We start from the raw sequence: 23553 nt of genomic DNA on the forward strand, positions 1-23553 counted from the left end.
GCGCAGGCCTCTTCGACAGGCACTGAGGCCTGTGAAGCGCAAGGGCACGGAGCTCTCGTCATCCAATCGGGCGATCCAACGGATAGCCTGCGGGCCGGCTCTGTGCCTCTTCACACCAGACAGCAGGAACCCCGCATGCAGAATCTGGAAGACACCAAGCTCGCCATCATCGGTCTCGGCTACGTCGGACTCCCACTGGCTGTCGAGTTTGGCAGGCGTTACGACACGGTCGGCTTCGACATCAACCGCGGCCGCATCGAGGAGTTGCGTGGGGGGCGTGACAGCACGCTGGAAGTGAACAGCGAAGAACTTGCCGAGGCCAAGCGCCTGCGTTTCAGCAGCGAACTGGCGGATATTGCCGACCGAAACGTCTATATCGTCACGGTGCCCACGCCGATCGATTCGGCCAAGCGCCCCGACCTCACCCCGCTCATGCGCGCCAGCGAAGCACTTTCCAAGGTGCTCAAGCGCGGCGATACCGTGGTGTACGAATCCACGGTCTATCCCGGTTGCACGGAAGAAGTGTGCGTGCCCATCCTCGAGAAGGGTTCGGGCCTGGTGTTCAATCGCGACTTCTTCGCCGGTTACAGCCCCGAGCGCATCAACCCGGGCGACAAGCAGCATCGCGTCACCAGCATCCTGAAGGTCACTTCCGGCTCGACGCCCGAAGCGGCCGACTTCGTGGATCGCCTGTACGGCTCCATCATAACCGCCGGCACGCACAAGGCCAGCTCGCTGAAGGTGGCCGAAGCGGCCAAGGTGATCGAGAACACGCAGCGCGACCTCAACATCGCACTGGTGAACGATCTCTCGATCCTGTTCAACAAGCTCGGCATCGACACGCTGGAAGTGCTGCAGGCGGCGGGCACCAAGTGGAACTTCCTGCCCTTCCGTCCGGGACTGGTGGGTGGCCACTGCATTGGCGTGGATCCCTATTACCTGACCCACAAGGCCCAGGAGGTCGGGCATCACCCGGACGTGATCCTGGCGGGCCGTCGCACCAACGACGGCATGGGCTTGTACGTTGCCAACGAAGTGATCCGGTTGATGGTGTGCAAGGGCATCAACCCGGTGCGCGCACGCGTGCTGGTGCTGGGCCTCGCCTTCAAGGAAAACTGCCCCGATCTGCGCAATACCCGCGTGGTGGACATCGTGCATGCGCTGCACGCCTACAACGCGCAGGTGGACGTGCATGACCCGTGGGTCAATGCCGCCGAGGCCGAACACGAGTACGAGCTGACCCCGGTGGCAGCCCCCTCCCCTGGCGACTATGACGCCGTCATCGTGGCCGTGGGCCATCGCCAGTTCGTCGAGCTTGGCGTTGATGGCATCCGCGGTTACGGCAAGCCGGCTTCGGTGGTGTACGACGTAAAATACGTGCTTCCGCGCGACGCCGTCGACGGTCGACTCTGAACTTCAGGAACACGCCATGAAAGTGTTGGTTACCGGCACTGCCGGATTCATCGGCTCCCATGTCGCCGAGCGCCTGCTGGCGCGCGGCGACGAAGTGGTAGGCCTCGACAACCTCAGCGATTACTACGACGTCAACCTGAAGAAGGCGCGACTGGCGCGATTCGCCGATCGCCCGGGCTACACGCACATCCACGCCGATCTCGCCGACCGCGCCGCCATGGAGCGCGCGTTCGCCGAGCATCGGCCGCAACGCGTGGTCAACCTCGCCGCGCAGGCTGGCGTCCGCTACGCCGCTGAGAATCCGCACGTCTACACCAGCAGCAACGTGACCGGCTTCCTGCATGTGCTGGAAGGCTGCCGGCAGCACGGCGTCGAGCACCTCGTGTTCGCTTCGACCAGCTCGGTATACGGCGCGAATACCGCGATGCCGTTCTCCGAGCACAAGCCGGCGGAGCACCCGCTCACGCTCTACGCGGCAACAAAGAAAGCCAATGAGCAGATGGCGCACAGCTACGCGCACCTCTACGGCATTCCATGCACCGGCCTGCGCTTCTTCACGGTGTACGGCCCGTGGGGTCGCCCGGATATGGCGCTGTTCCTGTTCACCAAGGCGATCCTGGCCGGCGAGCCCATCCGCGTGTTCAATCATGGCAGGCACAAGCGCAGCTTCACCTATGTGGACGACATCGTCGAAGGCGTGATTCGTACGCTCGACAAGGTGCCATCCATCGATGCGGCCTGGGACAGCAACATGCCTGATCCCGCACGCAGTGGCGTTGCGCCCTTCCGTCTCTTCAACATTGGCAACGAGCGCCCGGTCGAACTGTTGCAGTACATCGAAGTGCTCGAGCAGTGCCTGGGCAAGAAGGCCACGATGGAGCTCCTTCCATTGCAGGCGGGCGACGTGCCCGATACCGAAGCCGATGTAACCGACCTGATACAGGCCGTTGGCTATAGGCCGCAGGTGTCGGTAGAAACGGGGGTAGCCAACTTTGTACGCTGGTATCGCGAGTACTACCGCGTGTGATTGGTGAAGGCCCGACATCGGGGCGGCGCGACTGACCGATACGCCACCGACCCAATCCACGTCACCACAGGATGTTGGTCAACGGGGATTCCAAGGGGACGGGTGTGATCATCGACTACCTGGGCGGGGAGCATCCCGCCGATGTGGAAGCGGATGTGTGCATAGTCGGCGGCGGAGCCGCCGGCATTGCCATTGCCCGCTCGTTCCTGGGTACGCGTTTCAACGTGTGTCTGATCGAAAGCGGCGGACTGGCGGGCGAAGACCGCAACCAGGCGCTTTACGAAGGCAGTTCAGCCGGCGATGTCGAATTCAATCCAAGCATGTCGCGCATGCGAGTGTTCGGCGGCAGCTGCAATCTTTGGGGCGGCGGCTGCATTCCCCTGGGCAAACAGGACCTGGAGCGACGGGAATGGGTGCCGCACAGCGGATGGCCCATCGGCTACGCCGACCTCGAGCCGTTCTATCTGCGGGCCCGGGAGTATTGCCAGATCGGTGCACTGGACTTCACTGATGGCTCCTTCGCCGAATCACCCTTCCGCAGCACGCTTCCATTCGACCAGGAGAAGCTGGTCAACCAGTTCTTCGCGCGCAGTCCGATCCTGTTCGGCGATGCCTATCGCACCGAACTCGAGCACGCCGACAATGTCACGGTGTTGTTGCACGGCAACCTGCTGGAACTGAAGGCGAGCGCCGATGGCCGGCACGTGCGCGAGGCCCATATCGGCGCGCTCAACGGCGCACGCGGCGTGGTGCGGGCCCGTCACTACGTGCTTGCCTGTGGCGGCATCGAGAATGCGCGTCTGTTGCTGCTTTCCAATTCCGTCGTGCCCGAAGGGCTGGGCAACCGGCATGACGTGGTCGGCCGCTACTTCATGGATCATCCCAGCGGAAAGCTGGGCACGTTGACGGCGAAAGGCAATCATCGCATCACGCGGCCCTACGAGCGAAGGCACATCAAGGGTGCGCCGCCGGCCTTCCCCGAAATCGCGCTCTCACCCCAGTTCCAACGCAAGCACCGCGTGCTCAACGGTCGCGTGCATCCGTTCGGCGTGGAAGGCCCGCTGCCGCGCGGCATCCGCGCCTTGCGCGAACTGAAGACCGCATTGCGCAATCCGGTTCAAAATGAAAGCGCGCTACTCGAGGCCAGGTTATCGGAGGCCTTGCGCAACGCCCCGGCGGGACACGTCATCACCGCGCCCGACAACCTCGGTCTCACCGCACTGAAACTTGGACTGGGCATCGGCGACCTTGCCCGTGCCTGCGTGCACAGGCTGACAGATCGGCCCACGGTGGCCAACAGCCACGTGGACCTGGTCGGCTATTTCGAACAGGCGCCCAATCCGGACAGCCGCGTGACGCTGGGCGCGGAGATGGATGCGTTCGGCCAGCGCAAGGTCGAAGTCGACTGGCGCCTTACCTCGCTCGATCGCGAAACCTATCGCTCGTCCGCGCGGATGTTCGGCGAAGAAATCGCAAGCGCGGGCGAGGGACACTTCGAACTCGAACCATGGCTTGCGCATGACGACGCCGCCAAGCCCGAAGTGCATGGCACCGCGCACCACATGGGCACCACGCGCATGTCGGACAACCCGCTGACGGGCGTGGTGGACTCCCGTTGCAAAGTGCACGGCATGGACAACCTGCATATCGCCGGAAGCTCGGTCTTCCCGACGGGAGGATGGGCGTTCCCCACCTTCACCATCGTGGCGTTGAGCATGCGCCTGGCCGATGAATTGCGTGACCTGCTCACCACCTGCGCCAGTACCGGCCTGTTGTGACGACAGCCCATCATGACGCCCGTCGCCGCCATGCGAGCCATGCAGGACGCCACGCCCTCGCTGCGTGACATCGTCGGGCCATGGTTGCGCCACAACCGTCGACCTGAGGCTGCCGAGCACGAAGCCTTGGTGGTGTTGTTCGACAGCAGCCAATGGACGGGATTCCGCAGCGAAGCCAGCCGCGTGCTTCCTAGCCAGGAGCGAGAGCGCTCGCTCCGCTTTCGCCAGGAGCAGCACCGGGACGCGTATGTGATGGCCCACGCGGTGTGGCGCCTCGTACTTGGGGATGTGCTTGGCATGGCGCCCGAAGACGTGGCGCTTGCAAGCACGGCACACGGTCAGCCCTGCCTGCCTGGCACCGGTTACGCGACCAGCCTCAGCCATAGCGGCAACCATGTCGCCATCGCGGTCGCGCGCGCCGAATGCATCGGCATCGATGTCGAGCAGGCGCCGCCACGCACCGGCATGCGTGATCTGCTCAAAGTCGTATGTACTCCAGAGGAGGCCGATACCATCGGCGCCTTCGCAGCGCACGAGCAGGATGCAGCGTTGCTTGCTCTATGGACGCGCAAGGAAGCACTGCTGAAGGCGTTTGGCGTGGGACTGCTGGCGACGCCATCGACCATTCGCGCGGATGCCGGAATGCCGATAGCACCTCCTGCATTGGCTGCCGACATGCCCGCATGCATCGTGCATTCGCTGACGCTCCCCAAGGGTTGGGTGGGTGCGCTGGCTGCACCAGGGCACATCAGCGAACTGCGCGTGCATTGGCTGCCGATGCATACGACAGCCGTCCATACGGATGGATCGGAACATTGGCCAGTGCTGTAACAGCCGTGAGACAGCCGAACGGGTGCAGTGGCGATCTGTCCTAAGTTGCATCGACGCGGATGAAAGGTCCACGTTAGCCTCATGTCTCGCTAAATGGATGCGGCTTGTAGGGGGCAAGGGGGATCGGATGCTACGTTTCCTGCGTCGGCAATCGGTGCGCTGGCTCATGCTGCTTGGTCTGTGCGAGTTCCTGTTGCTCGCCGCCTCGCTGGTCATCGCCACTTACGTTCGTTACGCCTCGAACGCGGATGAACTCGCGGAGTTCACCGTGCACCTTCCGGAGCGCGCGATGGTATTCGCCGCTGCGATCGTGTTCGGCATGGTGGCGCTCGGGCAATACCAGACCCATATGCGCATGACGCGCTTCGGGTTGCTCGCGCGCCAGGCGGTGGCGTTCGTGCTGGGTGGCGTGATGCTGGTGATCGGCTATTACGTGCTGCCGCAGGCCTACGTGGGCCGCGGCGTGCTGGCCATCGCCCTGATCCTTGGCTTCATCCTCGTGCTCAGCATACGCATCGTGTTCCTGCGGCTGGTCGAGGTGGAATCACTCAAGCGCCGCGTGTTGATTCTCGGCGCGGGCAACCGAGCCGCGCAGATCCATAACCAGATGCGCCGGCGCACCGACCGCCGCGGCTTCTGCGTGGTGGGCTACGTGCCGCACGCGAGCGAGGTCGTGGCGGTGCCTGAGGAACAGCTGATCCGCACCACCCTGTCCTTGCGCGCCATTGTCCTGCGCGAGCAGATCGACGAAGTGGTGGTAGGCGTGGATGACCGCCGCGGCCACCTGCCCATGGATGATCTTCTGGAATGCCGGCAGATGGGCGTCACCATGACCGACCTCACTTCGTTCTTCGAGCGCGAGTCCGGCCGCCTGCAGCTGTCGTTCCTCGATCCGTCGTGGCTGGTGTTCTCCGGCGGCTTCAATGGCACGCCGTTGCGCCAGCTGAGCAAACGCTGTTTCGATCTCGTGGCGGCGTCCATGCTGTTGCTGCTGTGCTGGCCGTTGATGCTGATTGAGGTGCTGGCCATCCGCATTGAATCGGGCGGCGGCCAGCCGATCCTCTATCGGCAGGAGCGCGTCGGCGCCCATGGCTGCACCTTCCAGTTGCTTAAGTTCCGCAGCATGCGCACGGATGCTGAACGCGACGGCGTCGCACGCTGGGCCAGCAAGAACGATGACCGCGTGACGCGCGTGGGTCGTATCAGCCGCAAGCTTCGCATCGACGAATTGCCGCAATTGTGGAACGTACTCAAGGGCGACATGAGCGTCGTCGGGCCACGCCCGGAACGTCCGCAATTCGTGGCCGACCTCGATACCAAGATCCGCTACTACAGCCTGCGCCATTGCCTCAAACCAGGACTCGCGGGTTGGGCGCAGCTCAGCTACCCGTACGGGGCGACCGTCGAGGAAGCCGCGGAAAAGCTCAAGTACGACCTGTTCTATGTGAAGAACCACAACCTGCTGCTGGATCTGCTGATCCTGATCCAGACCGTGGAAGTGGTGTTGTTCGGCCGCGGCGCTCGTTGAGCGTTGCCGGTCACAGTGGCCGCCGGGTGGTGGGGGCGTGCAGGTCGATCCGTTTGGCCAACGGACCGTGCACGGCAGCCGCCTGGCGACCAGTGTGACTGGTTGCGTACCTCAGTGCCCAGTGATCTGCGCCGGCCTGTCGCCCGTATGCAAGGCGCGCAACGGCGAGCTATGCCAGTCCACCACCTGATCACGATCAAAGCGGACCCAGGACGGCCCGTACTCCCAGAGGTCGCCATGCGTCGATACTGGATCGCCCTCGATCGCCCGCACTTCGTCGGCGGACATGCCCAGGCGCAACGCGGGTGCATCGGGAGCATCGTCCTGCGCGACGGTGGCGGCGTCCGAAGACTGCGTATCGTCCTCGGAGACGCTGCCGGCCCCTGCCCCGAACGACGCCGAATAGAGGTTCCAGGCAAACACGCCGAGTGCCACCACCACCAGCACTACGGCAACTCGCCCGCGCGTGCGTCGTTTGGCGGCCGCGACCTCGCTCACCGGATGAAACGGAGTGCCGGCCAGAGGCGGTGCAGTCCGCGAAGCGGCGAAAGGATCGGCCACCGCGGGGAATACATCGCTCGTCGCATCACGCGTCACGGGCGCCCCAGGCAACCGTCCATGGCGGCGATGGAAGTCCATCGCCGCACCGTATTGCGCCGTAAGCCGCTGCAGCCGCGCCGAGGCCCTGGCGTCGATGGCAAGGTTGGGCCGGCGATCGGGATGCAGCATGGCCACGCGACGACGGTAGGCCTGCTTCAGCTCCGCAAGATCGCACCCGGGGCTCAGCCCGAGCTGCCGGTACAGATCCAGAAAATCGGTCTCCCGCGTCACCGGCATCCCCCTACCCGTGGCGTTGAACCGTGGTGGGAGGGAATCGGCCTGTCATCGCCTCCGAAGACTCGGAGGCCATGCACCCAACCCACCCGGTTTGGCCGTCCATACGACGTCCGTTTCGAGCTTGACACGATGTAATGCCAATCACAATATCGGACCAACGCGACAGGAAAAGACACGTATGCGAGGTATCACCTCTCTGCTTGCTGCCCGTGCGTCCCGCGCGCGCGCGTCGTGGTTGCTGCTCTGCCTGCTGATGGCAACTGCCCCTACCCTGCTAGCCGGCACCATCGACGACCCGGTGCCTTCCGCCATGCCCAAGCCACCCACGCTCGGCGCGCACACCATGCTGAACCAGTCGGACGGTCAGGGCAGCACGCCAGCCGTCACGTCCGCGGTGAATACGCAGGAAAGCGGCAGTTCGCTGCTGGTGCTGATCGCCGGTTACGCGAAGAATCCCGATACCCCCACCGACAGCTACGGCAACCAGTGGAAGCCGGTCGGGGAGCCCGTCGTCTACAACGGCTACGACGAGCGCTTCAACGCGCGCGCCTACCTCGCCATCGACGCGCACGGAGGCAAGGGGCATACCGTGCAGGTGGTGAAGGACGGGGCGCCCGAAGGCGAGATCACCATACCCTTCATCGAGATCGCCCACGCGGGCAAGCTGCAGGACGTCGCACAGAACTATCCGACGCCTGGCGTTGCCGAGCGAGCCACCAATCGGCTGAGGCGCGCATGGCAGGGCTTCAACGGCGAACCCGATTCCACCAACACCGCGCTCACCAGTGGCACGGTGACCACCACGGGCCCGGCGACGCTGGTCGCGGTATGGCTCGGCGATGCCTACGTCTACTCGATGTCCGCCGTTCCCGGCGATGGCTTCAAGGTGATCGACAGCTACCTGCAACTGCCGTCCAACAGCGGCGTGCAGGCCGCTGTTGCCGTGCGGCAGGTCGATACCGCGGGCACCTATTCCGTCACCTGGCATGGCACGCCCGCCCAAGGCGCCATCCTGTGGTTGTTCGCCTTCCAGGCCGCTCCCTGACCCCAGCTCGAGCACCACACCTGTAACAGGTGTGTATCACTTTCCATCGCACCACCAACCTCGTGCCGCCGCTCGAGCGAGGCCCCGCGTCCGCTGCGCCAGGGCGCGACACGATCGCTACCCCTTAAAGCCTATTCCGTCGGAGAGGTCGCTCAAGCGACATCGCAGCCTCCTGCTGCTTAGGGCGTATTCACACAAAAATGGCGGCGACGGAGACTACAGGCGTTCCGGTACATGACCTGCGTTGCGCGGCGTCTACACCGATCTTCAGGACACGGCTTCGGGGGAAGGTGTCTTCGACACGCGACAGAGCCAAGGTGGTTCACGTCGACCCAGCATCGAAGCCAGCCAGGGATCGGTAAACGACATCGCGGCAGTGCGAACCACGAAAGTTCAGGGGGAGAACCATGAACGCCGATGTCGCTCGGCTCATCGATCTGGATTGGGACAATTTCGATCCATGGCGCATCCAGCCCGCGCGCCATCACCTGACCGATCATCCACTGCTGCAACTCCCCCAACTGGTGGAGCTTGGCAAGCGCCTGGAAGCCCGCGGGCGCGTGCGCACGCACAGCGACGACGCCACCGCCGGCACGCCGTTCAACAACGCGCCGCGGATGCATCCCAACGCGAAGTCGGCGGCGACCACGCTGCAGGACATCGCCCAGGCCAAGGCCTGGATGTCGCTGCTCAACGTGCAGACCGACGACCTCTACCGCTCGCTGGTGGATGACGTGCTGGACAGCATCAGGCCGGCCGTCGACCGTGTCGATCCCGGCATGAGCTATCGCGGCGGCTGGATCTTCATCACCTCCCCGAACGCGGTGACGCCGTTCCACTTCGACAAGGAACACAACTTCATCATGCAGGTGAGCGGTCGCAAGACGCTCTACGTATGGGATCACCGCGATACCGTCGCCGCCAGCGAAGAGGCGCGCGATCGCTTTCACGCCTCTCACGAGCGCGATCGCCTGCACTGGGATGACAGCCTGCGCGAGCGCGCCACCGTGTTCCACCTGGAACCCGGCCAGGGTGCGTACATGCCATCGACCAGCCCGCACATGGTGGAGAACGGCGACAACGCCTCGGTCACCATCAGCTTCACCTACTACACCGAGTCCACGCGCCGCGACAGCCTGCTGCACAGCGCGCACGAGCGCCTGCGCGGCTGGGGTATCGCACCACCCGCCGTGGGCAAGAACCCGCTGCTCGACGCGCTGTTGCACGCGGGCTTCCGCTCCACCATCGATTCGCGCGAGTGGTTGCGCCGCTCGCTTGGCAAGCAGCCGAACACGGATCGCTCGGCCTACGCCATCGCTTGAGTAGTAAACACCCGCAAGGGTGCAGGGGATGTCCCATGACGCAGCCAAACAACGCGCAAGCGACACCGGCGAGCCAGGAGCTTTCGTTGCTCGACGTGCTGGTACGGCAGTCCTCGCCGACCGCTGCCATACCGAGGGAACGGCTGGAAATGGTGTTGGACCGGGAGGTCCTCGATGCGCTCACCCGGCGCGCGGAACGCCATGAGCTCTCGCTCCACGCGCTGCTGACGGCAGCGCTTGCCTTGCTCGAGTCGCGCCTGACCGGCCGAAGCCGGATTGCACTGACTGTCGCCGATGCGATCGTCTGCTATGACATCCCGCTTCATGGCCTTGTCGATGAGTGGCTGGCCACGTCCCCCTGTCCGGCCACGACGAACGACGCAGTGCCCAGCCTGATCGGCGGCTGGCGTGACACGTCGTCGACCTCACCGATCACCGACATGCCGTTGAGCTGGTCGCTGGGCGCCGACGGCAGGCACGTCGCCATGGATTTCGATACCAACGTCTTCGACGAAGCCATGCTGTTGATGCTGGGCAAGGGCTTGACGCACGTGTGCCAGGGTTTGGCGCATTCGCAGCATCTGGAGGACGTCGTTGCGTTCGACGCGGCATCGCAGCAGCGCACGCTGGCGGATTGGAACGCTACGGCCATTGAGCGCAACCCGCAGGACACCGTACACGGGTTGTTCCGCACGGTCGCCGCCGCGCACCCCGATGCCACGGCGCTGGAGGGTACGCAGGGAGGTATGACCTACCGCGAACTGGATGAGGTCAGCGACCGTATCGCTGCAGGTCTCGTGGAAGCTGGCGCCAGGCCCGGCGCGCTGGTCGGCATGTTGCTGGATCGCTCCTGCGAAGCGGTCGCGACGATCCTGGGCATTCTCAAGGCCGGCGCCGCCTACCTGCCGCTCGATCGCACCTATCCCGAAGAACGCCTGGCGTTTGCACTCAATGACGCGGATGTATCGGTCATCGTCGCTCCCGAGGGCACCCCTCCTGTAGCGAACGTGCGTGCGTCCACGCTCTCATACGTGCAACTCGCCGCCAGCACCCCTGCACCCGCTTCGCCGGCACCCGACGGAGCATCGCTGGCCTACGTGATGTATACCTCGGGCTCGACGGGCACACCCAAGGGTGTGGAAATCCGCCACCGCTCGATCATCAGGCTGGTACGCGACGTCGACTACGTGACGTTCGGCGACAGCCCGCGCGTGCTGCACGCCGCTCCGCTCGGCTTCGACGCGGCGACGTTCGAGATCTGGGGCGCCCTTCTCCATGGTGGCACCTGCATCGTGCACGAGGAGCGCGTCCCCAGCGGTGCCGGCCTTGCCGCCACCATCGCGCGCCACGACGCTCGCATCGCATGGCTGACGGCGGCGCTGTTCAACGCCATCGTCGACCAGGACATCACTCCGCTACGCAGGCTGGAACAGCTGCTCACCGGGGGCGAAGCGCTATCGGTGTCCCACGTGCGCAAGGCACAGGCTCTGTTGCCCGGCACACAGCTGATCAACGGTTACGGCCCCACCGAATGCACGACGTTTGCGGCCACCTACCGCATTCCCCGCGAACTGGACGCGACAATCCGCTCGATCCCGATCGGCCGCCCGATTGCCGACACCACGCTTTACGTACTGAACGCGCGCGGTGAGTCGGTGCCTGTCGGCGTCATCGGTGAGCTCTTCATCGGCGGTCCCGGCGTGGCACGCGGCTACCTCGGGCGCCCTGAACTCACCGCCGAACGCTTCGTGCCGAATCGCTTCGGTGGAGAGAGTACACACCTGTATCGCACCGGCGATCTGGTGCGCTGGTTGCCGGAGGGTGTGATCGAGTTCGTCGGCCGCGCCGATACGCAGGTAAAGATCCGCGGCTTCCGCATCGAGACCGGCGAGATCGAGGCCGCGCTGCAGCGTCTGGCAGGCGTGCGTTCCGCCGCGGTGCTGGCCCGCGAGGATCAGCCCGGACAAAAGCGCCTGGTCGTCTATTTCGTGGCTGAGGACAATGCGGTCACCGCACGCTCGCTGCGCGCGCAGCTGGCGCAAAGCCTGCCCGAGTACATGGTGCCGGTCGCCTATCTGCGGCTGGACAGCCTGCCGGTGACGCCGAACGGCAAGCTGGATCGGCGCGCCCTGCCCGCTCCTGGCCGTCGCCGCCCTGAACTCGCCGATCAGTACGTGCCGCCCATCGGTCAGCTCGAGCAGACGCTCTGCACGCTGTTCTCCGATGTGCTGGAAATCGACCAGGTCGGGCGGCTCGATCATTTCTTCGATCTCGGCGGCAACTCGTTGCTCGCCGTGCGGCTGATGGAACGCATCCACGCTAGCGTATCCACCTCGCCGACCATTCCCGCCTTCTTTGCCGAGCCGACGCCTGCGGCACTGGCCGCGCTGATCGAGGGGCGCAACCCGCGTTCCGCGCTCGCCTCGCGGCTGTCGCGGGGCCGACAGGGCGACGCCCACGAACCGGTCGCCATCATCGCGGCGGCGGGCCGCTTCCCCGGCGCAGCCGACGTGGAGTCGTTCTGGTCCAACCTGTGCGAAGGCCGCGAGACGATCACGCGCTTTGCGAGCGATGAGCTGGACCCGTCGATTCCCGCGATTCTGCGCAACGATCCCGACTATGTCGCCGCCCGCGGCATCGTCGACGGCGTGGAGGACTTCGACGCCGCCTTCTTCGGCATGTCGCCGCGCGAAGCGGAGCTGATGGACCCGCAGCAGCGCATCTTCCTGGAACTGTGCTGGGAGTGCCTGGAGCGCGGCGGCTATACGCCCGATCGCCACGAGGTGCCGGTCGGCGTGTTCGGCGGTATGTACCACGCCACCTATTTCCAGCATCACCTGGTGCAGCGCCCGGACCTGATCGACAAGCTGGGCGCCTTCCAGGTGTCGCTGGCCAACGAGAAGGACTTTCTCGCCACGCGCGTGTCGCACAAGCTCAACCTCACCGGGCCTGCGCTCAGCGTCAACACCGCCTGCTCCACCTCGCTGGTCGCGATCTGCCAGGCCGTGGCGGCGTTGCGCGCCGGGCAGTGCGAGATGGCGATCGCGGGCGGTGCATCGATCACCTGCCCGCCGCGCAGCGGCTATCTCTCGCAGGAAGGTTCGATGCTGTCGCCCGATGGGTACACGCGCACCTTCGATGCGAATGCGCAGGGCACGGTGTTCAGCGATGGCGCCGCCGTGGTGCTGCTCAAGCGCTGGTCGGACGCGCAGCGCGACGGCGACGAGGTGCTCGCACTGATCCGCGGCATTGCCATCAACAATGACGGCGGCGGCAAGGCCAGCTACACCGCGCCCAGCAGCGACGGCCAGGCGGCCGTGATCGCGATGGCGCTGGCGGATGCCGGTGTCGACGCGCGCTCGATCTCCTATGTCGAAGCGCACGGCACGGCCACGCCGCTGGGCGACCCGATCGAGATCGAAGGCCTCACCAGTGCGTTTCGCCAACACACCGACGACCGCGGCTTCTGCGCCATCGGCTCGGTGAAGAGCAACATCGGTCATACCGTGATCGCCGCCGGTGCCACTGGCGTGATCAAGACGGCACTGTCGCTGCACGAACAGCTGTTGCCGCCGTCGCTGCATGTGCAGGCCACCAACCCCAAGATCGACTTCGCGGGTTCGCCCTTCGTCGTCAACGACACGCTTCGCCCATGGGCCACGGATGGCCAGCCTTTGCGCGCGGGCGTCAGTTCGTTCGGCGTGGGCGGTACCAACGCGCATGTGATCATGGAGCAGGCACCGGCCCGGGAACCCTCCGACGCCGCCGAAGGACCGCAACTGCTGGTGCTGTCGGGTCGCACGCCGACCGCCGCGATGGCCGCTGCGGCACGCCTCGCCGGCCACCTCGCTGCGCACCCGTTGATCAATCTCGCCGATGCAGGCAGCACCCTGCTGCACGGGCGCAAGGCCTTCACGCATCGCACCCAGGTGGTCGCAGCGAATGTGGACGAGGCCATCGCACGCTTGCGTGAACTGACCACGGCATCGGTGCGTGAGGCCAAGCTGCCAGGCCCGGGCGTGGTGTTCCTGTTTCCGGGCCAGGGATCGCAGTACGCGGGCATGGGCAAGGCGCTGTACGACAGCGAGCCGGTGTTTCAGGCGGCGCTCGATGATTGCGCCGAGGTGCTGCGTGCGGAACTCGGCTTCGACCTGCGCGAGCGCCTGTTTGCCGGCAATGCCGACGCCCTGCGCGAAACCTCACTGACCCAGCCGGCCACGTTCGCCATCGAATACGCACTGGCGAAGCTGTGGATGGCGATGGACGTAACGCCGGTGGCGATGATCGGCCACAGCGTCGGCGAATTCGTCGCCGCCGTGATCGCCGGCGTGATGAGCCTGGCCGATGGCGCGCGACTGGTAGCCCGCCGGGGCCGTCTGATGCAGGCGATGCCGGCCGGCGCGATGCTGTCGGTCCGCCTCCCTGCGGAACAGTTGCTGCCGCGCCTGCCCGCCGACCTGCAGCTCGCCGCTGAAAACAGCCCGACCGCCAGCGTGGTCAGCGGCGAGACGGCGCGTGTGGAGGCGTTCCGTGCGCAGCTCGAAGCCGAAGGCGTCGCCTGCCGCCTGCTGCAGACGTCGCATGCCTTCCATTCCGCGATGATGGACCCGGTGCTCGAACCGTTCCGCGCCGAAGTGACGCGCGTGGCACTGTCGACGCCGGCCATCCCCATCATCTCCACCCTCACCGGCGAAGCGCTGCGCGACGACGAAGCGATCTCCGCCGACTACTGGACGCGCCACCTGCGCGGAGCCGTGCGCTTCTCTCCCGCGCTGCAACGCCTGCTCGACGAGCCCTCCCATGTATTCCTGGAAGTGGGCCCGCGCAATGCGCTCACTACGCTGGCACGCCAGCACGCCGGCAGCCGTCCGCACCTGATGGTGGCAAGCGTGGCCGATGCACCCGCATCCGAACGCGCGGCATGGGTCGCGGCGATGGGACAACTCTGGTGCGCCGGCCTGCCGGTCGCCGTGTGTTCGCTGGACCGTCGCCATCGTCGCCGGCACGTGCGCCTGCCCACCTATCCGTTCGAGCGCAAACGCCACTGGGTCGAGGCCGCCTTGGCCGCCAGTGCACCGGTCACCTTGCCCGCCAGTGCGCCGGACAACGTCGTTCCGCTTTTCACACCTACTACTGCACCTGTCGTGGAGCCCGCCATGGAAGCCAACGTCACCGGCGCCAACGCCGGCTCGGCCCGTCAAACCCGCCTCGTCAACCAGCTGGTCGAGCTGTTCGAGGACGTCGCCGGCACCGAGTTGGAGGGCGTGGATCCCGCCACCGGTTTCGTCGAGCTCGGGCTCGACTCGCTCGCCCTCACCCAGGTTGCGCTGCAACTGCAGAAGACCTTCTCGCTGAAGATCACCTTCCGCGAGCTGATGGAGTCGTTCTCCTCCTTCGAGCGCCTTGCCATGCATATCGACCAGATGCTGCCGCCGGAAGCCACGCCAGCCACGCCCGCCGCCGTTGCTGCGGTCGCCCCCGTCGCGCCGCTGCAGGCCGCGGTCGCCATGCCGGCGATGGCCGTCGCCGCAACCGGCAACGTGGTGCAGGACCTGATCCAGCAGCAGATGCAGATCATGCAGCAGCAACTGGCGCTGCTGGCCGCCGCATCGATGGGCGCCGCGCCTGCGGTGACGGCTCCGGCACCCGTGTTACAGCCCGCACCGGTAGCGCAGCCCGCGCCCGCCACCGCGGCAGCTGCGCCCGCACCGGCTGCGACCCAGCCCGCACCGGACGAGGAAGCCGCGCTCGCGCACACCAGCTACGACGTCAAGAAGGCCTTCGGCGCCATCGCGCGCATCCATTCCACCCAGACCGAACTGACGGAGCGCCAGCGCGCCCGCCTGGAAGCGTTCATGCGCCGCTACATCGAGCGGACGCGCGCTTCCAAGGAATACACCACGCGTCATCGCGACCATCTCGCCGATCCGCGCGTGGTGAACGGCTTCCGCCCGCTGCTGAAGGAAATGATCTACCAGATCGTGGTGAACCGTTCGAAGGGTTCCAAGGTGTGGGACCTGGACGGCAACGAGTACGTCGATGCACTCAATGGCTTCGGCATGAACCTGTTCGGCTGGCAGCCGGACTTCGTGGTCGAAGCCGTGCGTCGCCAGCTCGACGCCGGTTATGAGATCGGCCCGCAGCATCCGCTGGCCGGCGAAGTGGCCGAACAAGTCTGCGAGCTCACCGGGTTCGACCGTGCGGGCCTGTGCAATACGGGTTCCGAAGCGGTGATGGGCGCCATCCGCATCGCCCGCACCGTTACGGGTCGCGACACGCTGGTGATCTTCACCGGCTCCTACCACGGCATCTTCGATGAAGTGATCGTGCGCGGCACCAAGAAGCTGCGCTCGGTGCCCGCCGCGCCGGGCATCCTGCGCAATACCTCCGAGAACGTGCTGGTGCTCGACTACGGCACACCCGAGTCGCTGCAAATCATCCGCGAGCGTGCTTCCAGCATCGCCGCGGTGCTGGTCGAACCGGTGCAGAGCCGTCGCCCCGACTTCCAGCCGCGGGACTTCCTCAAGGAGCTGCGTGCGATCACCGCCGATGCCGGCGCGCTGCTGATCTTCGACGAGGTGGTCACCGGCTTCCGTTCGCACCCGCGTGGCGCGCAGCACGTGCTGGGCATCGATGCCGACCTCGCCTCCTACGGCAAGGTGGTGGGCGGTGGCTTCCCGATCGGCGTGATCGCCGGCAAGCGCCGCTACATGGACGCACTGGATGGCGGCGGCTGGCAGTACGGCGATGCGTCGATTCCCACCGTGGGCGTCACCTATTTCGCCGGCACCTTCGTGCGCCATCCGCTGGCCCTGGCTGCTGCGCATGCCGTACTCAACCATCTCAAGGCGAATGGCGCGGCGCTGCAGGAGCGCCTCAATGCCCGCACCAGCCTGCTGATGGACGAACTCAATGCGTTCTGCGCCAGCGTCGGCGCACCGATCCAGCTGGTGCACTTCTCCTCGGTGTGGAAGACCAACTTCACCGAGGACCACCCGCTGCAGGACCTGCTGTTCGCGATGATCCGCAGCCGCGGCATCCACCTCCTGGACAACTTCCCCTGCTTCTTCACCACCTCGCACACCGAGCAGGATTTCCAGGCCATTGCCAAGGCCTACAAGGATTCCGTGCTTGAAATGCAGGAGGCGGAATTTCTGCCACGCAACAAGAAAGTGGAGACGCTCGCCTTCGACGCCAGCCGCCCGCCGGTAGTCGGCGCACGCCTGGGCAAGGACCCGGAAGGCAATCCCGCGTGGTTCGTGCCGAACCCCGACGCGCCCGGGAAGTACATGAGGGTCAACGCATGAACCCGAACGAGCCGGCCATCGGCGGTGCCGAGGCGGTAGCCGTCGACTACGATCCGTTTGCCGGCGCCGCACTGGAGCGCGTGGTGCCCGCGACCGCGCCGCAGCGCGAGGTGTGGCTGGCTTCCACGCTGGAACCGCAGGCTTCGCTGGCCTACAACGAATCGGCCACGCTGCGCCTGCATGGCGAGCTGAATACGGCCGCGCTGCAGGCGGCGCTGCAACAGTTGATGGATCGCCACGAGGCACTGCGCGCCACCTTCGGCAAGGACGGCAGCGAGCTGTGCATCGCCGCGCAGCAGTCGCTGGTTTGCCTGGTGCGCGATCTTTCCTGGCTCGGCCCCGACGAGCAGCAGGCGGATATTGACGCGACGCTCGCGCACGTGGTCACCGAGCCGTTCGACCTGGAAACCGGACCGCTGGTGCGCACGGAACTGCTGCGCCTGTCCGATGCGGAACACCTGCTGGTCTTCACGGCACATCACATCGTCTGCGATGGCTGGTCGTTCGGCGTGATCGTGCGCGACCTTGCAGCGCTGTATACGCAACAGCTCGGCCTGGGCGGCGAACTGCCGCCGGTCGACCCGTTTGCCGACTATGCACTGGCCGAAGCGGATCATGCCCAAAGCCAGCAAGGCCGCGACGCGGAGGGCTATTGGCTCAAGCGCTACGCCCATGCGGCGCCGTCGCTCGACCTGCCGACGGATCATCCCCGTCCTCGCCAGCGCACGTTCGCGTCGCGTCGCGAAGACCTCCTTCTCGACGCCACGCTGGTCGCTTCGGTGAAACGCGCCGGCGCCCAGCGCGGCGCCAGCCTGTATGCCACGCTGCTGGCGGCGTTCGGCCTGCTTCTGCAACGGCTGAGCGGCCAGGACGACGTGGTCATCGGTATTCCTTCCGCCGGCCAGGCCGCTGGTGGCCAGCACGGACTGGTAGGCCATTGCGTGAACGTGCTGCCGTTGCGCGTATCGCTGGACAAGGCTGCACCGTTCGCTGAGAGCCTCGCCAAAGTGCGCGGCGATCTGCTCGATGCCTTCGATCACCAGCAATACACCATCGGCAGCCTGCTCGCCCGCCTCGCCCTGCCGCGCGATCCGGGTCGCCTGCCGCTGGCGAGCGTGCTGTTCAATCTCGACCAGGCTCTCGACGAGCGCACGCTCAGTTTTCCCGGTCTCTCGTTCGAATTCGCCGGCGTGCCGCGCGCGTTCGAGAACTTCGAGCTGTTCGTCAATGCGGTGCAGTTGCCGCACGGCCTGCGGCTGGAATGCCAGTACAACTCGGACCTGTTCGATGCGGCCACCGTGCACGCCTGGCTCGATGCGTATGCCACGCTGCTGAGGAACGCCGCAGAGACGCCGGATGCAGCGGGTGCTGCGCTCGGCCTCGTTTCGGACAGCGCGCTCGCTACCCTGCACGCCTTGCAGCCGCAGCGCACGCCCTATGCGTCAGACCGGCTCGCCCACGAGTACTTCGAGGCACAGGTGGATCGTGTGCCGTCGCGCACAGCACTCGCCGGCGCGGTGCCGCAGTCCTATGCCCAACTCGAAGCGCGTGCGAATCGCATCGCCCACGTGCTGCGCGAGCGCGGCGTCGGCCAGGGCGACCTGGTCGGCCTGTCGCTGGCACGCAGTCCCGACATGCTGGCCTCCCTGCTGGCCGTACTGAAATCGGGCGCGGGTTATGTACCGCTCGACCCCGGCTTTCCGGCGGAGCGTCTTGCCTTCATGGCGCAGGACGCCGCGCTGGCCGCGCTCATCGTCGGTGACGAGGCCGCCTCGGTGTTCGACCTCCCGGCCGCGCAGGTGCTCTCGCTGGCTCGCGATGCCGCGCTGATCGACGCGGCCAGCGAGGCGCGACTGCTTCGCGACGACCGTTCCGCCACCCCGGAGTCGGTGGCCTACGTCATCTATACCTCCGGCTCCACTGGCAAGCCCAAGGGCGTGCGCGTGCCGCATCGCGCCACCTCCAACTTCATCGCCAGCATGCAGCGCGAGCCGGGCATCACCGAAGAAGACCGCCTCGTCGCAGTCACTACGCTGTCCTTCGACATCGCCTTCCTCGAGCTGATGCTGCCACTCAGCGTCGGTGCGGCCATCGTGCTGGCAACCCATGACGATGCGCGCGACGGCACCGCCCTGCGCCATCTGGTCGAGCAAAGCGGCGCCACCATGATGCAGGCCACGCCGGCCGGCTGGCGCGTGCTGCTGGAATCGGGCTGGCCGGGACGTGCCGGCTTCAAGGCCATTGCAGGCGGCGAACCGCTGCCGCTGGACCTCGCCGAATCGCTGCTGGCCTGCTGCGGCGAACTGTGGAATGCCTACGGCCCCACCGAGACGACGGTGTGGTCCACGCTGTGGCGTGCACACGACCCGCGCAACGGCATCACCATCGGTCGCCCGATCGCCAATACCACGGTATACATCCTGGACGAACGCGGTGCGCCCTGCCCGATGGGCGTACCTGGCGAAATCCATATCGGCGGCGATGGCGTAACGCTCGGTTACCTCAACCGACCGGAACTCAACGCGGAGCGCTTCCTGCCCGACCCGTTCGAACGCCGCGCCGAGGCGCGCCTGTATCGCACCGGCGATCGCGGTCGTTGGCTGGCGAACGCCGAACTGGAGCATCTCGGCCGCCTCGACTTCCAGGTGAAGATCCGTGGCTACCGTATCGAACTGGGCGAAATCGAAACCGCGCTGGCCGACTTGCCCGAGGTGGCACGCGCCGTGGTGATGGCGCGCGAGGACCGTCCGGGCGACGTGCGCCTGGTCGCCTATGTCGTGCCCAGCGAAGGCGCCGAGCTCGAACACGTGGACCTGTGCCCGCGCCTGCGCCAGCGCCTGCCCGACTACATGGTTCCGCAGCACTTCGTGGCGATGGACGCGATCCCGCTGTTGCCGAACGGCAAGATCGATCGCAAGTCGCTGCCCGCACCGTCGCAGCCGACTGCCCCTGCGCACCGCGAACGCCGCGCACCGCAGACCGGGACCGAGCAGCGCGTCGCCACCACCATGGAAGCCGTGCTCGCGCTGCCGGACCTGGACGTGCGCGACAACTTCTTCGCGCTTGGTGGTCATTCCCTGCTCGCGGCGCAGCTCACCGCGCGACTCAATCGCGAGTTCGGTATCACCCTGTCGTTCCGCACCCTGTTCGATGCACCGACCATCGAGGGGCTGGCCGAAGCCATCGACAGCCTTCGCGGCCCCGCCGAGTCCGTGCCGACAGACGATATCCCCCGCCTCGCGAACCGCGAGCTGGCGCCGCTGTCCTCGATGCAACAACGCCTGTGGTACATGGAACAGCTCCATCCGGGCCGGGTGGTCTACAACACGCCATCGGCACATCGTCTGCGCGGCGCGATGAACGTCGCGGCCTTCCAGCAGGCCCTGAGCGACGTGGTGCAGCGCCAGCCGGTGCTGCGTACGTCGATCGAGGCGGGTGAAGCCGCGGGCATGCAGCGCATCCATGCAGACATCGCGCTGACGCTGCCCGTCGAAGATCTCTCCACCTTGCCCGCCCAAGAACGCCTACCGGCTCTGATGCGCGAACTCGAGGCCGACATCGCCAGGCCGTTCGACCTGTCATGCCCGCCACTGTTCCGTGCACGCCTGTTCCGTATCGATGAACAGGACCACGTGCTGTACTTCATGGCCCACCACATCATCTGGGACGGCTGGTCGTTCGACCTGCTCTATGAAGACCTGTCGCGCGCCTACGTGGCGCGCAGCAAGGGCGAGTCGTTGTCTCCCCTGCCGTCGCTGCCGGTCGAATACGCCGACTTCTCCGCCTGGCATCGCGACCGCATGCGCAGCACCACCGTGCAGGAGCAACTGGCACACTGGATGAAGGCGCTGGACGGCGCGCTGGAACCGCTGGAATTGCCTGGCGATCGTCCGCGTCCGGCACGCATGTCCGGCGCCGGCGCCACAGAATGGGTGCGCATTCCCGCCGAGCGCGCGGCCGCCGTGCACGCGCTGGCACAACAGGCGGAAGCCACGCCCTTCATGGTGCTGCTGGCAACGTACTACGTGCTGTTGCATCGCCTCAGCGGCCAGCGCGACCTGGTCGTCGGTACGCCGGTACGTGGCCGCGACCGCGTGGAAACCGAAAACATCATGGGCCTGTTCGTCAATGCGCTGCCGCTGCGCGTGACGGTGGACCCCGCGGCACCCTTCATTGATGTGGTGAAACAGGTGCGCCAGGTGGTGCTCGATGCGTTTGCCCATCCCGAGGTGCCGTTCGAGCAGCTGGTGTTCTCGCTCGGCGTGGCCCGCGATGAAAGCCGTCCGCCTATCTACCAGGCGATGTTCTCCTTCCAGGACGCGCGCCGCCGCATCCTGTCGTGGGGCGATCTCGCGCATGAACACCTGCCCGTGTTCCAGCGCGGCGCGGCAGACGATATCGGCCTGTGGTTCCTCGAACAGGAACAGGGTCTGCTCGGCGGCATCACCTACAACACCGACATCCTCGACGCCGCCACGGCCGCGCGCTTCCGCGACTGCTATGAAACGCTGCTCGCATCGGCCCTGCTCGAACCATCGGCATCGGTGGCCCGTCTCGACATGCTGCCCGCCGCACAGCGCGAAGCGTTGCAGCAGTGGAACGACACCCGGCTCGATGTGCCTGCGACGGCGCTGCATGCGCTGATCGAGGCCCAGTGCGACCGGGCCCCGACGCGTACCGCGATCCACTGTGGCAACAAGGCGCTCGACTATCGCCAGCTCGATGCGCGTGCCAACCGCATCGCGCATGCGCTGCGTGCGCGTGGCGTAGGCCACGGCGCCCTGGTCGGCGTCTCGCTGACCCGCAGCACCGACATGGTGGCTACGCTGCTCGCGGTGCTCAAGACTGGCGCGGGCTACGTGCCGCTCGATCCCGAGTTCCCGCCGGATCGTCTCGCCTACATGGCCGAGGATGCGAATCTCGCGGTGCTGGTGGTGGAAACCGCCACCGCCGGCCGCTTCAGCGAAGGCGCATGCCCCGGGCTGAATCTCGACGAATGCGCTGCCGAACTGGATGCGGCACCCGATACCCGCCTGCCCATGGATGCGGCCTTCGATGGTCAGTCGATCGCCTACGTGATCTACACCTCCGGCTCGACCGGCCGTCCCAAGGGCGTGGCCATTCCGCATCGCGCAGTGGTGAACTTCCTTGCGGGCATGGCGGCACGCCCCGGACTCCAGGCGGACGATCGCCTGCTGGCCGTCACCACGCTCTCGTTCGATATCGCGGTACTGGAGCTGTTCGGCCCGCTCAGCGTCGGCGCGCAGATCGTCCTCGCCACGCGCGATGAAGCGGTGGACGGCGACACGCTGAACCAGCTGCTGAGCTCGCATGCCGTCACCATCATGCAGGCTACCCCGGTGAGCTGGCGCATGCTGTTGCAGACGCCGTGGCAACCGCCCATGGGCTTCCGCGCGTTGTGCGGTGGCGAGCCGCTGTCAGCTGACCTCGCAGCCCTCCTGACGGCTCGCGACTGCGAGCTGTGGAACATGTATGGCCCCACCGAAACCACGGTGTGGTCCACCTGCTGGCGCGTGGAGCATCCGGGCCGCGGTATTTCCATCGGCGCGCCCATCGCCAACACCACCGTGTGGATCGTCGACGAACAGGGGCAGCCCTGTCCGATCGGCGTGCCGGGGGAAATCTGGATCGGCGGCGACGGCGTCGCCTTGGGTTACCTGCATCGCGACGAGCTCACGGCGGAACGCTTTCCGCGGGATCCCTTCAGCGCCATGCAGGACGCTCGCATCTATCGCACCGGTGACCGTGGCCGCTGGCTGGCGAACGGCACGCTGGAACACCTGGGTCGACTGGACTTCCAGGTGAAGCTGCGCGGCTTCCGCATCGAGCCTGGCGAAATCGAAGCCGTCGCCCGCACGGAACCGGCCGTGACCGACTGCGTGGTCGTGGTGCGCGAGATCGCGCCAAACGACGAGCGCCTGGTGCTCTATGCGGTATGCAACGAGGACGAGGAAACCCTGTGGCCGAGACTGCGCTCGCAGCTTGCCGCACGTCTGCCCGCCTACATGCAGCCGCAGCACTTCGTGAAGCTCACCGCGCTGCCACGCACGCCGAACGGCAAGACCGACCGCAAGGCCTTGCCCGCACCGTCCCTCAACGCCCTGCCGCACGCCGACGACGCCGAACCCGGCGTCACCGCCAGCGAGGATGCGCGCGAGCGCTACCTGGGTGCCGTGTGGTGCGAGCTGGTCGGTACCGACGACGTGCGCGCCAGTGACAACTTCTTCGATATCGGTGGCCATTCGCTGCTCGCCATCGAGATGGTCACGCGCGTGAAGCGGGAGACCGGCATCAAGCTCAACCTGCTGGACGTGGCGACCAGCCCGCTGGCTTCGCTCGCTGCCGCGCTGCCCGAGGGCGACCTCACTGAACCCGGCAAGACCGCCTCGCTGGGTGGCCGCCTTCGCCAGCTGTTCGGGCGGAGGTGACATGAGCACTCGGGGG

The 23553-nt window shown here is 66.3% G+C and carries 10 protein-coding genes; 9 read left to right on the top strand and 1 reads right to left on the bottom strand.

Annotation, left to right across the window (positions count from 1 at the left end):
- The first annotated feature begins 135 nt into the window (after nucleotides 1-135).
- The 5 genes from tviB to EPB08_RS06215 all read left to right on the top strand — a co-directional run bounded on the left by tviB (nucleotide 136) and on the right by EPB08_RS06215 (nucleotide 6577).
- Complete coding sequence (gene tviB, locus EPB08_RS06195; RefSeq protein WP_130618200.1) at nucleotides 136-1413, top strand: Vi polysaccharide biosynthesis UDP-N-acetylglucosamine C-6 dehydrogenase TviB; 1278 nt, start codon at nucleotides 136-138, stop codon at nucleotides 1411-1413.
- A gap of 16 nt (nucleotides 1414-1429) precedes the next feature.
- Nucleotides 1430-2440: an NAD-dependent epimerase gene (locus EPB08_RS06200; protein ID WP_130618201.1), complete on the top strand. Its 1011-nt coding sequence runs from the start codon at nucleotides 1430-1432 to the stop codon at nucleotides 2438-2440.
- Between the two features lie 104 nt (nucleotides 2441-2544).
- On the top strand, nucleotides 2545-4218 hold the full coding sequence (locus tag EPB08_RS06205; protein ID WP_130618202.1) for a GMC oxidoreductase: 1674 nt from the start codon (nucleotides 2545-2547) through the stop codon (nucleotides 4216-4218).
- A gap of 12 nt (nucleotides 4219-4230) precedes the next feature.
- Nucleotides 4231-5049: a 4'-phosphopantetheinyl transferase family protein gene (locus EPB08_RS06210; RefSeq protein WP_130618203.1), complete on the top strand. Its 819-nt coding sequence runs from the start codon at nucleotides 4231-4233 to the stop codon at nucleotides 5047-5049.
- A 127-nt stretch (nucleotides 5050-5176) separates the two neighbouring features.
- Nucleotides 5177-6577, top strand: a complete 1401-nt coding sequence (locus tag EPB08_RS06215) for a TIGR03013 family XrtA/PEP-CTERM system glycosyltransferase (protein ID WP_130618204.1) — start codon at nucleotides 5177-5179, stop codon at nucleotides 6575-6577.
- 111 nt (nucleotides 6578-6688) lie between these two features.
- Here the strand turns inward: EPB08_RS06215 and EPB08_RS06220 are convergent, their stop codons facing one another.
- Nucleotides 6689-7408: a J domain-containing protein gene (locus EPB08_RS06220; protein ID WP_165418422.1), complete on the bottom strand. Its 720-nt coding sequence runs from the start codon at nucleotides 7406-7408 to the stop codon at nucleotides 6689-6691.
- 184 nt (nucleotides 7409-7592) lie between these two features.
- Between EPB08_RS06220 and EPB08_RS06225 the strand changes: the two genes are divergently transcribed.
- From EPB08_RS06225 to EPB08_RS06240, 4 genes are all read left to right on the top strand, one after another.
- Nucleotides 7593-8459: a hypothetical protein gene (locus EPB08_RS06225; RefSeq protein WP_130618206.1), complete on the top strand. Its 867-nt coding sequence runs from the start codon at nucleotides 7593-7595 to the stop codon at nucleotides 8457-8459.
- A gap of 407 nt (nucleotides 8460-8866) precedes the next feature.
- The gene (locus EPB08_RS06230; protein WP_130618207.1) at nucleotides 8867-9781 is read left to right on the top strand and encodes a cupin-like domain-containing protein; all 915 of its coding nucleotides are present in this window, start codon (nucleotides 8867-8869) and stop codon (nucleotides 9779-9781) included.
- Nucleotides 9782-9816: 35 nt separating this feature from the next.
- Nucleotides 9817-17088: a hybrid non-ribosomal peptide synthetase/type I polyketide synthase gene (locus tag EPB08_RS06235; RefSeq protein ID WP_130618208.1), complete on the top strand. Its 7272-nt coding sequence runs from the start codon at nucleotides 9817-9819 to the stop codon at nucleotides 17086-17088.
- Nucleotides 17085-23537, top strand: coding sequence for a non-ribosomal peptide synthetase (locus EPB08_RS06240; RefSeq protein ID WP_130618209.1), 6453 nt, complete (start codon nucleotides 17085-17087; stop codon nucleotides 23535-23537). The genes EPB08_RS06235 and EPB08_RS06240 overlap by 4 nt, the downstream gene beginning before the upstream one ends.
- Nucleotides 23538-23553: the final 16 nt, after the last annotated feature.

The sequence above is a fragment of the Dyella amyloliquefaciens genome, assembly GCF_004296575.1.
Taxonomy (GTDB): domain Bacteria; phylum Pseudomonadota; class Gammaproteobacteria; order Xanthomonadales; family Rhodanobacteraceae; genus Dyella; species Dyella amyloliquefaciens.